At 60.2% G+C, this 13,082-nt stretch carries 16 protein-coding genes and 1 pseudogene; 8 read left to right on the plus strand and 9 right to left on the minus strand.

From position 1 onward, the window contains the following. Positions 1-96 precede the first annotated feature (96 nt). Together KG722_RS09275 and KG722_RS09280 are read right to left on the minus strand one after the other, a co-directional pair. On the minus strand, positions 97-693 hold the full coding sequence (locus KG722_RS09275) for a 2-hydroxychromene-2-carboxylate isomerase (RefSeq protein ID WP_213271442.1): 597 nt from the start codon (positions 691-693) through the stop codon (positions 97-99). Continuing rightward, entirely contained in the window at positions 693-1,436 is a 744-nt protein-coding gene (locus tag KG722_RS09280) for an SDR family NAD(P)-dependent oxidoreductase (RefSeq protein ID WP_213271443.1), read from the minus strand. The genes KG722_RS09275 and KG722_RS09280 overlap by 1 nt, the downstream gene beginning before the upstream one ends. A gap of 71 nt (positions 1,437-1,507) precedes the next feature. Here KG722_RS09280 and KG722_RS09285 point away from each other — a divergent pair, with 71 nt between their 5' ends. From KG722_RS09285 to KG722_RS09295, 3 genes are all read left to right on the plus strand, one after another. Then, positions 1,508-1,990 carry a helix-turn-helix domain-containing protein gene (locus tag KG722_RS09285; protein ID WP_213271444.1) on the plus strand — a complete coding sequence of 161 codons (483 nt, stop codon included), beginning with the start codon at positions 1,508-1,510 and terminating at the stop codon, positions 1,988-1,990. Positions 1,991-2,210: 220 nt separating this feature from the next. Further along, positions 2,211-2,540: a hypothetical protein gene (locus tag KG722_RS09290; protein ID WP_213271445.1), complete on the plus strand. Its 330-nt coding sequence runs from the start codon at positions 2,211-2,213 to the stop codon at positions 2,538-2,540. Positions 2,541-3,021: 481 nt separating this feature from the next. Continuing rightward, positions 3,022-4,056: a PAS domain-containing protein gene (locus KG722_RS09295; protein ID WP_213271446.1), complete on the plus strand. Its 1,035-nt coding sequence runs from the start codon at positions 3,022-3,024 to the stop codon at positions 4,054-4,056. A 135-nt stretch (positions 4,057-4,191) separates the two neighbouring features. Here KG722_RS09295 and KG722_RS09300 read toward each other — a convergent pair whose 3' ends face one another. The 6 genes and pseudogenes from KG722_RS09300 to KG722_RS09330 all read right to left on the minus strand — a co-directional run bounded on the left by KG722_RS09300 (position 4,192) and on the right by KG722_RS09330 (position 8,359). Next, on the minus strand, positions 4,192-4,386 hold the full coding sequence (locus KG722_RS09300) for a CsbD family protein (RefSeq protein WP_213271447.1): 195 nt from the start codon (positions 4,384-4,386) through the stop codon (positions 4,192-4,194). Positions 4,387-4,564: 178 nt separating this feature from the next. Beyond that, a complete protein-coding gene (locus KG722_RS09305) occupies positions 4,565-4,738 on the minus strand; it encodes a DUF1328 domain-containing protein (protein WP_213271448.1) in 174 nt (57 codons plus the stop codon). 104 nt (positions 4,739-4,842) lie between these two features. Beyond that, positions 4,843-6,680: pseudogene (locus KG722_RS15450) on the minus strand (SLC13 family permease). Positions 6,681-6,715: 35 nt separating this feature from the next. Beyond that, positions 6,716-7,150, minus strand: coding sequence for a hypothetical protein (locus KG722_RS09320; protein ID WP_213271451.1), 435 nt, complete (start codon positions 7,148-7,150; stop codon positions 6,716-6,718). A 10-nt stretch (positions 7,151-7,160) separates the two neighbouring features. Next, positions 7,161-7,505 (minus strand): hypothetical protein, encoded by a 345-nt coding sequence (locus KG722_RS09325; protein ID WP_213271452.1) that lies wholly within the window; start codon positions 7,503-7,505, stop codon positions 7,161-7,163. 65 nt (positions 7,506-7,570) lie between these two features. Then, on the minus strand, positions 7,571-8,359 hold the full coding sequence (locus KG722_RS09330; protein WP_213271453.1) for a response regulator: 789 nt from the start codon (positions 8,357-8,359) through the stop codon (positions 7,571-7,573). 190 nt (positions 8,360-8,549) lie between these two features. Between KG722_RS09330 and KG722_RS09335 the strand changes: the two genes are divergently transcribed. The 3 genes from KG722_RS09335 (at position 8,550) to KG722_RS09345 (ending at position 11,064) form a co-directional block, all read left to right on the plus strand. Continuing rightward, on the plus strand, positions 8,550-8,759 hold the full coding sequence (locus KG722_RS09335; protein ID WP_213271454.1) for a NepR family anti-sigma factor: 210 nt from the start codon (positions 8,550-8,552) through the stop codon (positions 8,757-8,759). Continuing rightward, positions 8,756-9,361 carry a sigma-70 family RNA polymerase sigma factor gene (locus KG722_RS09340; protein WP_213271455.1) on the plus strand — a complete coding sequence of 202 codons (606 nt, stop codon included), beginning with the start codon at positions 8,756-8,758 and terminating at the stop codon, positions 9,359-9,361. The genes KG722_RS09335 and KG722_RS09340 overlap by 4 nt, the downstream gene beginning before the upstream one ends. 68 nt (positions 9,362-9,429) lie before the next feature. Continuing rightward, positions 9,430-11,064: a sensor histidine kinase gene (locus KG722_RS09345; RefSeq protein WP_213271456.1), complete on the plus strand. Its 1,635-nt coding sequence runs from the start codon at positions 9,430-9,432 to the stop codon at positions 11,062-11,064. 51 nt (positions 11,065-11,115) lie between these two features. On the opposite strand, the gene KG722_RS09350 is transcribed toward KG722_RS09345, so the two are convergent. Continuing rightward, positions 11,116-11,268 (minus strand): entericidin A/B family lipoprotein, encoded by a 153-nt coding sequence (locus tag KG722_RS09350; protein WP_213271457.1) that lies wholly within the window; start codon positions 11,266-11,268, stop codon positions 11,116-11,118. Positions 11,269-11,428: 160 nt separating this feature from the next. On the opposite strand from KG722_RS09350, the gene KG722_RS09355 reads away from it, so the two are divergent. Both KG722_RS09355 and KG722_RS09360 read left to right on the plus strand, forming a co-directional pair. Continuing rightward, on the plus strand, positions 11,429-12,274 hold the full coding sequence (locus KG722_RS09355; RefSeq protein WP_213271458.1) for a diacylglycerol kinase family protein: 846 nt from the start codon (positions 11,429-11,431) through the stop codon (positions 12,272-12,274). After that, positions 12,271-13,077 (plus strand): metallophosphoesterase, encoded by an 807-nt coding sequence (locus tag KG722_RS09360; RefSeq protein ID WP_213271459.1) that lies wholly within the window; start codon positions 12,271-12,273, stop codon positions 13,075-13,077. The genes KG722_RS09355 and KG722_RS09360 overlap by 4 nt, the downstream gene beginning before the upstream one ends. Positions 13,078-13,082: the final 5 nt, after the last annotated feature.

The following is a 13,082-nucleotide window of genomic DNA, read 5'->3' on the forward strand; positions in this document are numbered from 1 at the left end:
GTTCGGGGCTGCTTTGCAGGTTCTTTGTGCGGTGCCGCAAAAAAAGCGGGCAAGCTGACTGCCTGCCCGCTTCATGATGAGTTGAGCGCGTGCGACTCAGGCGGTCAAACGGTCTTCGATTTCGCGAAGCGTGTTCTTGCCGAAGTAGATGTCTTCTCCGATGAAGAAGGTGGGGCTACCGAACGCGCCGCGCTTGGCGGCGTCTTCGGTGACAGACATCAGGCGCTGTTTCACGTCACTGTCCTGGGCGCGCTGCATCAGCCCGGCTGAATCAATTCCTGCCGCGGCCAGCTCCGTGGCGACGATTTCGGGATCATCCATCTTCTTGGGAGTTTCCCACATCAGGCGGAAGGCCATGTCAGCCAGTTCCTTGAGGCCGCCATCCATTGCAGCCGCTGTGGCCATCCGCATCATCAACAGGGTGTTGACCGGGAAATGCGGGTTCATCTGGAACGGGATGGCATGACGGGCAATGAAGCGTCGCATCTCGAGGTTTTCATAGGCCATCTTGTTGGGGATGCCGGAGAAAGCCATCATCGGCGACTGGTTGGCGGTGAGCTTGAACAGGCCGCCAAGCAGGACCGGGGAGTAGGTGAAGGTTGCGCCCGTGCGCGCCTCGATCTGCGGGATCACGCGGTGGGCGAGATAGGCATTCGGGCTGCCGAAATCGAACTGGAATTCAACGGTTTTCATTACCAGGTTTCCTTGTAGGGGCGCAGGTCCATTTCAAATGTCCAGGCATCGCGCTTCTGCTGGTGGAGGTACCAGTACGCCTCGGCGATGGAGGCAGGCTCCATCAGCGTATCCGGCGCAAGGTTTTCGACAGCTTCTTCGCCGCGGGCAGACTTGATCCGGTCCCGGACGAAGTCTGTATCGACGCCTGCATCGATGACAAGATGGGCGACGTGGATATTCTGAGGGCCGAGCTCGCGGGCCATGGCCTGGGCCATCAGGCGCAGCCCGCCCTTGGCGCTGGCAAAGGCGGAATAGCCCGCCCCGCCCCGGAGGCTGGCGGTGGCGCCGGTGAAAAAGATTGAACCTTTCCCGCGCGCCAGCATCAGACGTGCCGCCTCGCGGCCCGTCAGGAAGCCAGCCTTGCAGGCCATTTCCCATACCTTGAAGAAAACCCGTTCGCTGGTGTCGAGCAGCGGAAAGTTCACGTTCGCGCCGGGGTTCGAGATGACAATTTCGAGAGGGGCGTGGGCGTCTGCCTCCTGAAGGAAGGCGGTGACGTCTTCTTCCTTGCGCGCGTCGAGTGCGCGCGCGACGCATTTCCCGCCGGCCGCTTCAATCTCGCTTTTCAGTTTCTCAAGTTTCCCGGCCGTGCGCCGGCCCGCAAAGACGGTGTAGCCTTCGGCGGCGAACTTCTTCGCGATGGCTGAGCCAATGAAATCTCCGGCGCCGACAATGGCGCAGGTTGCGTTGCGGTCCGGCATGAATTTGCCTCCCTGTTTGGCGCATCGATTAAGTCTTGAATTAAGACTAAGTCAATGGCAATCCTGGTGGTATGAAATGGCAGGAACTTGAACAGGAAAACTGCTCGCTGGCGCGGGCGATGGCTGTGGTGGGCGATCGCTGGACGCTGCTGGTGTTGCGGGAAGCGTTTCTCCGCGTGCGCCGGTTTGACGATCTCCAGGAGCGGCTCGGGATTGCCCGGCGTGTCTTGACCGAACGGCTCAGGCACCTCGTCGATCACGGCGTTCTTGAGAAGGTCGCTTACAGCCAGACGCCTCTGCGGCATGAATACCGGCTGACGGAAAAGGGGCTCGGCCTTTATCCTGTCATCATAGGTCTCGTTCACTGGGGGGACGCGCACTATGCCGGAAAGAAGGGGCCGCCGCTGCTGCACCGGCACAAGGCGTGCGGCCATGACTTCCGCAGCGTGGTGACCTGTTCGGAATGCGGAGAGCCTGTCGACGCCCGGAGCGTGACGTCTCATCCCGGGCCAGGCGCGCGCGCAGGCGAGTGGGACGGCCGCCTGACTGACTGAGCGGCTTGACGATATGCCGGCAGGGCGCATCTACGGTGCCATGACCCTCATCGCGGACCTTGTCCATGTTTCCGCAGCGCGTGCCGCCGCACGCCGCTAGCCCCTGATCGTGCCTGCAGGGCCGGCGTCGTCAGGGGCTCACGAGACTACTCATCCCACAACATGTATCCTGGCAGCGCTACCAAAGGCAGCGGCGATCTGGTGGTTTCAGGAGCAGATCATGTCCAACACAGCCCGACCGCCCATTCATGTCACCGAAACCGAACAGGGGCGGGGGTCGGAGCTTGCCTGCGCCGCAGAGAATCGCGAGCCAGCCGCCGCTTATCTGATGGAAGAAGTTGCGCGCACCGAGGTGACGCCGCCGGCAAACGTGCCGCCCGAAGTCGTCAGGATGGATGACAGGGTCAGCTTTCTCTATGACGCCGCCCGGTATGACAATTTCGAACGGCGATACCCCTTCGAGGCGCGTATAGAGGCAAGGAAGACATCCATTCCGACCCAGGTTGGCGCGGCGCTGATCGGATTGAACCAGGGCGATACGCTGCACTGACATGAAGGCGATGGCCGCGACCATGTCTTGCAGGTCTTGTGTGTTTCACGCCGACGATGGGCGGGACCCAGAACGCCGCCAACTTGTGTTATCCAGGCGACAGAAAGCAAGGTGTCCAGAAAACCCGCGGAAAACAAATCCTGTTGATTTGATCGCGCGAAAAATTTCGGTTTTTTCTGTCTCCTGAGAAGATCTCGCGATTCATGAAGACCCTGAACAGGTGCATCGGGCAGGGTCAGGAGCTGTGCCATAATTATTCGTATACAGACAAAAAAGGAATAAGGTTCAGGAGGCAGCCGCTCCGGGAGACTACAGCATCAGGCTGTAGGCTCCGAAGGTTGCCTGGCTGTTTACCTTAAGCCTCAATCGCACCCGCGCAGACAATCAGAACTTGCGCCATCCCTGCTTTTACGCTTCCTTCTGGTGTAGAGGGGATGCGAGAGCGCGGTTTGCCGCGGGACCCAGCCAGGAGCCTGATGCAATGCATCACAGTCCGGTACATGACGAAGTTTCGCCGGCGATCCAGACAGACGAGTTGTCAGCGAGCCTTTCCGATCCAATCCTCGCGGCGCTGTTCCACAGCAGCCGGGATTGTATCGAGGTCCTCGACCCGTCGGGCCGCATCCGGTTCATGAACCCGGCCGGGCTATCGGCACGTCAACTGAACGCGGACGCCGATGTGATCGGCCGCCACTGGTGGGACCTCTGGCCGGCCGAAGCGCATGCCATGGTTCAGGAGGCAGCCTCCAAAGGCGCCGCCGGTGAAGCAACGGATTTCCGCGGATTTGGTCCGACGGCGCGTGGGCGCCCGAAATGGTGGGACGTGCGGGTTGTGCCCATTCGGGACGCTTCGGGCGAAGTCAGCGGCGTGTTGGTCGTGTCCAAGGATGTGACCGATGCTGTCACCAACCGGAAGATGTACGACACGATCGCGCTGGAAATGCGCCACAGGCTCAAGAATGCCTTTTCCGTGGCAAGCGCGATTGCCAAGATCAGCGCGCGCCAGACACCCGAGCATCAATCTTTTGCCGAAGACCTTGTGAAGCGCTTCTCATCGCTGGCAGTGGCTCAGGCGAAGCTGGTGGACGCGGCCAGCGACTTTCCGCTTCGCTCGCTTGTTTCCGATCTGGTCGACGCCGCTGGCGTCAGCGGTGAAACGATCAATGTAAGCGGCTTGCCTGATTGCCTGGTTGACGAAGCGCAGATGCGGGTTATCGCGGTCGTGATCGGAGAGCTTACAACCAACTCCCTAAAATATGGCGCGCTGCGCAATGGCGACGCCATCCATTGTTCAGGGCGCATCGAGGATGGGTGGCTTCACATCTTCTGGGTCGAGCCACTCGACGGTGCAACGCCTGACGAGACAGAAGAGACGTCCTCGACGAGCACCGGTCTCACCGTCATTCAGCGTATCGTGACGTCTGCCGGCGGGCAGGTGTCGCGTGTGATGGATGCAGATGGCTTGCGGGTGGCGTTTTCCCTCGTCCACCAGAACGCCAGCGACGCTCAGGACTGAAGCAGCATCCCGAAAACGCATAACCGCCACTCGGCGGGGCGGCCGAGTGGCGGACAGGCGCCATACGCGGGGTGGGGGGACGCTGACGTGACGCCTGGATTACTTTGCGTAGCAGTATGCTTCAAACGGACCGGACTATTTGCGGTCTTTGTCGGTAGCCTTCTTCAGCTCGTCCTCGACTTTGCCAGCAGCGCGCTGGGCATCTCCCTTCAGTTCCTGAATGCGGCCTTCGGCTTCCAGCTTCCTGTCGCCCGTCACTTTGCCTGCCGCTTCCTTGGTATTGCCTGCAACCTGGTTGCCGACGCCTTTAGCTGTGTTCTTGTTGGTCATCTCGGTCTCCTGCCGTTTCACGGAATGCGCCTTTGTGACACACGCTGGAACAACGCTTTCCGGCGGGATTCAGTTCCCTGACATTTTCGAAATGTTTTCGGCGCGTTTTTCGCGGATCGAAAGAAAAAGGGCGCCCGGAGGCGCCCTTGAACTTTTGCAATAACAGTTGTTACTGCAGTCAGCTAATGCTCCGTCCACGGAGCGCCCTTGCAACGAAGGTAATCACGAGAAGCGCGAGGAAAACGAAGAACAGGATCTTGGCAATACTTGCAGCAGCGCCGGCGATTCCGCCGAAGCCGAGCAGTGCAGCGATGATCGCGAGGATAAAGAATGTCAATGCCCAACCAAGCATGGGGATCTCCTTTGTCTGTGTCTCTGACCAGGTATTCGGGTCCGTGAAAAGCCAACGCGCCGGGTTCTTTTAGGTTCCGGAGAATGTGTCAGTAACCAGCATATTTAAAGAGGCCATACCCAGAGCAGCATCGGTGTTGCCGTTGCAACCACGATGATTTCCAGGGGCAGGCCAAGTCGCCAGTAGTCGCCGAAACGGAAGCCGCCCGGACCCAGGATGAGTGCATTGTTCTGGTGGCCGATGGGCGTCAGGAACGCGCAGGAGGCGCCGACAGCAACGGCCATGAGATAGGTATCAGGGTTGACCTGCAATTGCGCCGCCACGCCAAGGGCGATCGGGCACATGACGGCAGCGGTGGCGGCATTGTTCATGAAGTCCGAGAGCGACATGGTGACGACCAGCAGAATGATGAGTGTCAACACCGGATTAGCGCCGCCGGATGCATTGATGAGCCCTTTCGCCAGAAGATCGGCCGCGCCCGTGGTCGACATGGCTCCGGCGACCGGGATGAGTGCTCCGAGCAGAATAATGACGGGCCAGTCGATTGGCTCATACAGTTTGCGCAGGGGCACGATCTTGAAGACCGCCACAGCGAGCACGCCTGCTGCGAAGGTTATTGCCGCGGGGAGCAGACCAAACGCGGCGCCAGTAACGGCCAATATCATGATGCTCGCCGCGAGCAGCGCCTTGCGGGTGTCGGGGATCTTAAGCGGACGCTCGGCGAGCGGAACACATCCATAGCGGTTGGCGAATTCCAGGATCGCGTCCGAAGTCCCTTGCACCAGCAGCACGTCTCCAGATCGGATGGGCGTAGAATTCAGCCGCGCCATGGAGTTCTTTCCGTCCCGCGACAACGCAATCAGGTTAACCCCGAACTCCCGGCGCAAGTCGATATGCTTGATTGACAAGCCAAGAAGCGGCGCGTTCGGACGCACCGCGAGTTCCATGAGAATGACGTCGCCGGATTGAAGCCGGCTTTCAGTCTTGTTGTCCCTTTCTTCTTTTTCAGGGTCGCCGGCGCTGCCTGTATCAGCTGCCTCGTCTTCTTTGGGGGCCTTTTCGACAGCGTCGAGTGTCAGACCGAGTTTGGAGAGGGCATCGCCAATGGCGGCAGGGTCGGCCTCGATCACCAGGACGTCATCGGCGTGCACTTCCCGGTAAGGGCTCGGCGCAGAGATGCGCCGGTCATTGCGCAGGAGGCTGACGATCTGCGCGTCGGTCGTATCGAGCTGATACTCGATATCGCGCAGGGACTGGCCGATGATCGAGGAATCCCTTTGACCCTCGCTTCCATAATGTAGGGCGCGGTCTCGAAACTGGAGAGATCCGTGCGGGCACGGGCCGGCACGAGTTTCCACGCCAGGGCAATGAAGAGCATGCCGGCAGCGGTCACGGCGAGACCGACCGGCGCAAAATCGAACATGGTGAAGTTGCTGCTGTCTCCCTCGCCGCTGAAGCCGGCGACGATGAGGTTGGGCGGTGTACCGGTCAGTGTCGTCATTCCGCCAAGGATCGACGCAAATGAAACGGGCATCAGCACCCGCCCCGGTGAGATTCCCAATCTTCCGGCTGTCTTGATTGCCACGGGCATCAGCAGGGCAAGCGCGCCGACATTGTTCATGAATGCCGAAAGACCCGCGGCCAGCGCCGACAGGGCAATGATCGAAACGGTCGCGCCAGAGGCGGAGGGAAGGAGCCGGGATGTGAGCGTATCCACCACCCCTGTTGTCTGCAGGGAGAAGCTGAGGATCAGGACTGATGCAACGGTAATGACGGCCGGATTTCCGAAGCCGGAAAAGGCCAATGCCGGATCAACCAGCCCGGTGATCACACAGGTGATCAGCGCCCCGAGCGCAACGAGGTCGTGACGCCACTTTCCCCATATGAAGAGAAGCGCCGTGACGGCCAAAATGGCAAAAATGCCGGCTTGCTGGATTGTCATAGGTGTGTCCCCGATCTGGCCAGATCAAGCGAGTGTCAGATCAGACGGGACAGCATGCGGTCAACTATGCCCGCGCCGGCATGGGGGGCTCGTGTCACGGCATAGGCCGCGGCACCCACGCCAAGCAGGGTGAGGATAGGCCGCTTATCCACCATCTTGCTGACGGCATTGAGGGACATGCCGGTCAGCGTGTCCAGGGTGTCGTCCCGGATGTAGGCCACCGTGTTTGCTGCCGCAGCCGTGACGCCGGAAAGCTCCGCCTCCATTGGAACAGAGGGGCGCGTAGCTGACCAAATGGCCGCTGCAGCGGTCATGCTCAAGATTGCGCCCACGAGCGCAGCCGACCCCGCCAGACCAAGCCACGGCGTCATCGCCACGATGGCCGCCCAGGTCAGAGCGCCCGCACCGGCGAGACCAATCACGGACCCGCCGGCTATCAGGATGGCGCGAAGTTTCAGGCTTCCCAGCATGCCTGTGCCCTTAACGGCGTGCGAGCAGGGCGAGGAGTACGCCGGCGCCGCCAGCGGCACCAACGGACATAAGCGGGCGTTCACGGATAGTGTCCTGAATTTTGTCGCGCGCATTGGCAGCCTTGTCGGCAACCGTTTCAGCTCCGTGCTGTGCCTTGACGACTTTGTCGCCGACAGCGCGGCCGAGATGTTCGGTGAAGTGGTTGGCAGAGGATTTCACAGCGGAGACAAAAGTCTCGGCAGCTTCCTGCGCAGCATACAGATCGTGTTTGGCAGCGACTGCGGCGGCAGATTTCTTGTCGCGACCGTTTCCACGGCCACGCGACTTACGGGTAGAGGTTTGGGGGGTAGCCATCGCTTTCTCCTTTGAATGTCCTTTAAGGAACAACGAAGGAGAAAGCCAAAGGTTCCATTTTTTCCTCAGGTTTGCGGCTCTGTCTGGGTGTGGAAGAAGAGGGCCTGGCTGATGGCAGCTTTCACCGTGTCATCCTGGAAGGGCTTTGTGATCAGGTAGGTCGGCTCAGGGCGTTCTCCCGTCAGCAGGCGCTCCGGGAAGGCCGTAATGAAGATGACCGGCAGGTCGAAATCGGCAAGGATATCCTGCACCGCGTCAATTCCCGACGAATTGTCTGCAAGCTGAACATCACAGAGGATCAGGCCGGGTTTTAGCTTGCGGGCAAGGTCGACGGCTTGTTTGCGCGTGGCGGCATTGCCGGCAAAGGTGTGGCCCAGATCCTCGACCAGGTTTGCAAGATCGGCCGCAATGATCGGCTCATCCTCAATGATCAGGACCGATGTCGACAGCTCCTGCTCGATTTCGCGATGGGCTGCATCGATCAGCTGGTCGATTTCAGCCACAGACTTTTCGAGAATCTCGCTCGCTTCCTTCCGGCTGAACCCTTCCAGCGTCGTCAGCAGGAAGGCCTGGCGCTGGATCGGGGCCAGTTTGCGCAGGCGCGCCTGTGGCGAGCTGCCAGATTGCCTGCCGGCAGTTTCCAGTTTCGCGCCTGTGGTTGACCAAATCGCGTGGAAAAATCGATAAAGTGTGGCCCGCGGCGATGATCCCTCGATCAGCAGGCTGGGGTCTTCGCTCAGGGCTTCAAGGCAGGCGCGGATGTAGGCGTCCCCGCTCTCCTGTGAACCTGTCAGGGCGCGCGCGTAACGGCGCAGGAAAGGAAGATGCGGGCCGTATTGGGCGATCAGACTCATAAGGGAACCTCTTAGCTATCTGAGCGCTACAACGCGTGGAAAGCAGATTGGTTTCATGCGCTGCAAATTTTTTCATTATGTGCAGTATGCCGTGGAACCTATGCAGGATCGGGGCGTTTATGGCACGAATATGGCCGCTTTGCTTCCGCTGGGCGCAGGCCAGCGGATAATCAGAATTTAAGGCAAGACCATGGGTGATGCAGGAAAGCTGAACGGAAAAGACCCTGACGGCCGTGGTGGCCAGCGCCGTCTCGGCAACCGGGCAATCGGTGAGCGCCTCCGTCAGATGTATGATGGCGTCGTCGGCGAGTCTGTGCCGGATGACTTCTTCAAACTGCTGGAACAGGCAGAAGCCAAAGCCAGGTCAGGAAACACGTCGCAGACTGACGGTGAAGCATGACCGCCCCCCGGGCACTGTCCCTGTCAGACTTCAAGGCGGCCCTTATGGAGGTGACGCCGCATCTGCGCGCATTCGCGCGCAGCCTGTGCGGAAATCCTACCCAAGCCGATGACCTCGTCCAGGACGCTCTGCTGAAGGCATGGAATGCTCGCGAGAGCTATGCAGAGAACACAAGCTTCAAGGCGTGGACCTTTACCATCCTTCGCAACGCGTTCTATTCGGAAAAACGGCGTAGCTGGCGCTCGACAGCGCTCGAGCCGGGCGTCGCCGAGGCAACCCTGGTCGCCTCAGATGATCCCGACAAAGGAGTGGAACTCGTAGCCTTGCGCAATGCCCTCGAGCATCTCCCGCAGGACCAGCGCGAAGCGATCATCCTCATCGGCGCTGGCGGCATGGCCTATGACGAGGCTGCCGAGATCGTCGGTTGCGCCGTGGGTACCATCAAGAGCCGCGTCAGCCGGGCCCGCAAGGCGCTGGCAGAGATCTTGAACAGTGAAGAGGGCGTACCTTCAGGTGCCAGCGGGTCGAATGTGACATCGGGCGAAGTCGCGTTCAATGACATCATGGGCCAGGTCGACGTCCTCAGCCGGCAAAACGGATGATGCCAGAAAGCGGGGACGGACGCAGCAGGCGGAGCCGCCTCAGCCTCAGGCTGCAGGTGATTGCCGCCATGGCGTTCGTCCTCAGCCCGCTCCTGATTATGGGCGCCATTCACGCCTGGAGCGAGCAGCAGTTCTCCGAGAAACTCCGTTTCCACGAAATCCAGCAGACCGCGCAGGATCATTTCCGTCAGACCGATGCCATGCTCATGCGGGCACGTATCGCGTTGCAGATGATCACGACTGCTGATCGCGAGTGGACATGCCCGCAAATCGGTCAGCGCTTCTCCGCGCTCGAGCTGCCGTTGCGAAACACCCTCCGCTTTGATGCCGAAGGCCTCCTGACCTGCAGCGAAATCGGGGAGGGGTTGGTCGGTATGCCGATGCCCCAACTGGAATGGAACGACCGCCTGCGCAGAGGGGTCGAGGCCATAGAGGTCAGTGGACAGCGCGGGATGGCCCTGGGGGATCCATCGATCTACCTGCTGCGCCGCCAGCATGACGAGGCCGGGGTTTTTACTGGTTCGATCGCCATGAGCTTGTCTCTGGAAGACATTGTCGCACGTATTTCGCGGTCCCAGTCGAGCGGCGTAACCGTGTCGCTGGTGGTGCCGGGCGGGCAGGTCGTCGGATCGAACATCGTTGCCGGCGTTCCGATGGAATGGATCAGCGAAGGCGCAGCGCTCGACCGGAAGACATATCGTCTGTCACCCGATCAGGGCCCGCCGCTGGATGTCGTGCTGCTGCCTCTCTCTGCAGAAGGGCTCTGGCTGATGGTCGGGTCGCCCGCGCCGCCGCAACGGGTCGAAGTTATCCTGGCATTTCTTGTGCCGATCCTGGCCTATCTCGCCGCGCTTCTTGCCGCGAGCTGGATCGCTGATGCGATGGTCCTGCGTTGGCTTGAGCGGATCCGGCTCCGGATTCTGGATATGCGCAGTTCGGCAAAATACGCGCTGCTGGCGCCGGAATTGTCGCGCGCGCCGCGCGAAGTGCAACAGGTGGCCGAAGCCTTCGACGACCTGACGTCCCGTGTTTCCACGCATGAGTCGGACCTTCAGAGCGCGCTTCTGCAGATGAAGCTGGCCTTCCGCGAGGTACATCACAGGGTCAAGAACAACCTGCAAGTGATGCTCAGCATGCTGAAACTTCAGGGCAGGGGCGAGGCATTGCCTGAGACCCAGAGCGCCCTGAAGGTCGCGGCGCACCGAGTGGCGATGATGGCGGCAGTTCATCACACTCTCCTGAATGAGGGAAATCTGGACTCTGTTGAAGCACTCGACCTGTTCAATGCCATCTCCAACCAGGTGGACGAGCAACAGGGCTGGGTTGATGGCGGGCGTCACCTCATTCCGGATGTGACGCCGGGGCCTTTACCCGCCGACATGGCAGTTCCCCTCGGCATGTTTGTTCTGGAGGCAGTGGGCCTCCTCTGCCCGGAAGCAGGCAGCGATGAAAATACAGACATCGTTCTGCACTTTGACCGTCAGAGTGAGGGCGCGTGCTGCCTCACCCTGACCTGCAAGGGCGGCGATGAAGAGAGCGATGCGGCAATGGACCGTGACACCAGCCTGTTCCTGTCGGCCTTTGCCCGTCAGATCGGCGGCTCGGTGTCAGTAGGCCCGCATGAGGATGGCCTGATCGCGATTGAGCTTGAATTTCATGTCGACGCGCAGGACCAGACCAGCAGTCTGCTTCAGCCAAAATGAAAGAGGCGCGTCCCTTTCGAGACGCGCCTCTTGATCTGGCAACAGCCGACTTTAGTCGGTGAGATCGTCTTCAACAGCTTTTGCTGTGTCTTCAATGGCTTCGCCCCCGGCCTGGACGTCTTCGCCAACACCTTCAACCGTGTTGCAAGCGGTAAGGAAAACAGCGGCGAGCGCGAGGGCCGGAATAATGATTGTCTTTTTCATTTCGTAATCCTTTTCGTCAGCTGCAGTGATCCAATGGCTGCAGACACACCCTAAACGCGCAGACAGCCTGAGAGTTCCAGCCAGCATCACGATTAATTCTGGCTCCCTGCTTTTGGAACTTTTCAGGTGAACTGGCGTTGGTGGGCGGGAGACCTGACATATGAAACTAGGTATCATTGTAAATGAGCGATCCGGCTCTGTACCCGAAGATGGGCGCGCAGAACTCGAGCTGGAAATCCATGACGCGGGCCATAAAGCCATTGTCCCGGTTGATCCTGAAGCAGACCTGCAGGATCAGGTAGCCGGTCTTATGGCGCAAGACGTGGACGCTATCGCGGTATGGGGTGGTGACGGGACGATCTGCGCTGTCCTTCAGACCACGAATGGCAAGACACCCGTTCTGGTCCTGCCAGGTGGCACGATGAACCTTTTGCCCAAGCGCCTCCATCATGGCGAGATGGACTGGAAGAAGATTGTCCGGTCTGTCCTTGAAAATCCAAAGCCAACCTGGATTTCGGCTGGCGAAGTTGCGGGGCAGCGTTTCTACGTCGCCGCGCTGTTCGGGCAGCTGACCCATATCGGCGCGTCGCGCGAAGCTGCGCGTGAAGGCTCGATCCTGGAGGCCGTCAGTATTCTGACCGACAGGTCTGCGCTCGATATTGAAACGAGTATCCTGATCGAAGTCTTCCAGACCGACATGCGCCGGGAGTTTCCGGCGACCGCTGCGGCGGTCATTCCTGCAGATGAGGGCGGGCTGGAAATTGCCGTCATCGCGCCTGACAGCCATCTGGATCTGGCCGCGACGGCGATGGACGCCATGATCAAAGGCTGGCGGGAGGGCGCGCATTTTCATGCGGATAATGCTTCTGCCATCCGGATGAACCACGCCAAAGGCAGCTCGATCCCGGCAACGATCGATGGCGAGCCGCATGAGCCAGGCGAGCATTTCAACATTTCCTACCTGCCTAAGGCAGCCTGCGTGCTTGTTGCCGGAGGTGAAACATGAAGATTGCGCACTTCGCGGATCTCCACTTTGGCCGCGAAGACAAGCCTGCCTTGAAAGCTGCCGCAGATCTGGTGCTTGAACTTGATGTGAGCGCTCTTGTCGTGTCAGGCGACCTCACCCAGCGCGGCAAGCGGGAAGAGTTTGAGGCGGCCCGGGAGTGGCTGTCGCAGTTCAAGACCCCAATCCTCTGTGTGCCCGGCAATCACGATACGCCGCTGCTGAACATTGCTGCGCGCGCGACGGATGCGTTCGGGCGCTATGAGCGCTATTTCGGTGAGCATTCCCAGCCGCTGAAAATGGACGGCTTGTCCATCCGGGGGCTTAATACGGCCCGGGGCTGGCAGACCCGCATGAACTGGGCGGAGGGCCGCGTAAACCTTGATGATCTCGAAGCGTCCATCGGAAAGGATGAAGCCGAAGCAGTTCGCATTATTGCCTGTCACCACCCGTTCAAGTCTCCGGCAAAAGCGCGCCTTCAGACCGAGACCAAGCGCGGCGAAGAGGCCAGCCGCCGGCTCGCGGCCAGCCCGGTCCAGATTCTGATGACCGGGCATGTGCATACCCCGCATGCCGAACTCATCCGCGATCCCTCGGGAGGCGCCTATATCGCCATCACGGCCGGGACCCTGTCGACCCGCCTGCGGGCTCAGCCGCCGGCTTTCAATATCCTGTCCATTCGCGACGGCATCGCGACCCTCAATGTCCAGACCTTTGAAGACGGTCATTTCCATGAAGGCACACATGGAAGCTGGGACTTGGCAATCCTGGAACCGATCCGTACACCGCGCGTTGTGACCGTATAGACCTG

The sequence above is a fragment of the Hyphomonas sp. genome (assembly GCF_018402285.1).
Taxonomy (GTDB): domain Bacteria; phylum Pseudomonadota; class Alphaproteobacteria; order Caulobacterales; family Hyphomonadaceae; genus Hyphomonas.

Excerpts from the sequence above, each read along its gene's own strand:
- KG722_RS09305 (WP_213271448.1), bottom strand. The coding sequence starts at position 4,738 with ATGCTTGGTTGGGCATTGACATTCTTTATCCTCGCGATCATCGCTGCA.
- KG722_RS09330 (WP_213271453.1), bottom strand. The coding sequence starts at position 8,359 with ATGAGTCTGATCGCCCAATACGGCCCGCATCTTCCTTTCCTGCGCCGT.
- KG722_RS09350 (WP_213271457.1), bottom strand. The coding sequence starts at position 11,268 with ATGAAAAAGACAATCATTATTCCGGCCCTCGCGCTCGCCGCTGTTTTC.
- KG722_RS09295 (WP_213271446.1), top strand. The coding sequence starts at position 3,022 with ATGCATCACAGTCCGGTACATGACGAAGTTTCGCCGGCGATCCAGACA.
- KG722_RS09325 (WP_213271452.1), bottom strand. The coding sequence starts at position 7,505 with ATGGCTACCCCCCAAACCTCTACCCGTAAGTCGCGTGGCCGTGGAAAC.
- KG722_RS09275 (WP_213271442.1), bottom strand. The coding sequence starts at position 693 with ATGAAAACCGTTGAATTCCAGTTCGATTTCGGCAGCCCGAATGCCTAT.
- KG722_RS09280 (WP_213271443.1), bottom strand. The coding sequence starts at position 1,436 with ATGCCGGACCGCAACGCAACCTGCGCCATTGTCGGCGCCGGAGATTTC.
- KG722_RS09320 (WP_213271451.1), bottom strand. The coding sequence starts at position 7,150 with ATGCTGGGAAGCCTGAAACTTCGCGCCATCCTGATAGCCGGCGGGTCC.
- KG722_RS09335 (WP_213271454.1), top strand. The coding sequence starts at position 8,550 with ATGGGTGATGCAGGAAAGCTGAACGGAAAAGACCCTGACGGCCGTGGT.
- KG722_RS09360 (WP_213271459.1), top strand. The coding sequence starts at position 12,271 with ATGAAGATTGCGCACTTCGCGGATCTCCACTTTGGCCGCGAAGACAAG.
- KG722_RS09355 (WP_213271458.1), top strand. The coding sequence starts at position 11,429 with ATGAAACTAGGTATCATTGTAAATGAGCGATCCGGCTCTGTACCCGAA.
- KG722_RS09300 (WP_213271447.1), bottom strand. The coding sequence starts at position 4,386 with ATGACCAACAAGAACACAGCTAAAGGCGTCGGCAACCAGGTTGCAGGC.
- KG722_RS09285 (WP_213271444.1), top strand. The coding sequence starts at position 1,508 with ATGAAATGGCAGGAACTTGAACAGGAAAACTGCTCGCTGGCGCGGGCG.
- KG722_RS09340 (WP_213271455.1), top strand. The coding sequence starts at position 8,756 with ATGACCGCCCCCCGGGCACTGTCCCTGTCAGACTTCAAGGCGGCCCTT.
- KG722_RS09345 (WP_213271456.1), top strand. The coding sequence starts at position 9,430 with ATGGCGTTCGTCCTCAGCCCGCTCCTGATTATGGGCGCCATTCACGCC.
- KG722_RS09290 (WP_213271445.1), top strand. The coding sequence starts at position 2,211 with ATGTCCAACACAGCCCGACCGCCCATTCATGTCACCGAAACCGAACAG.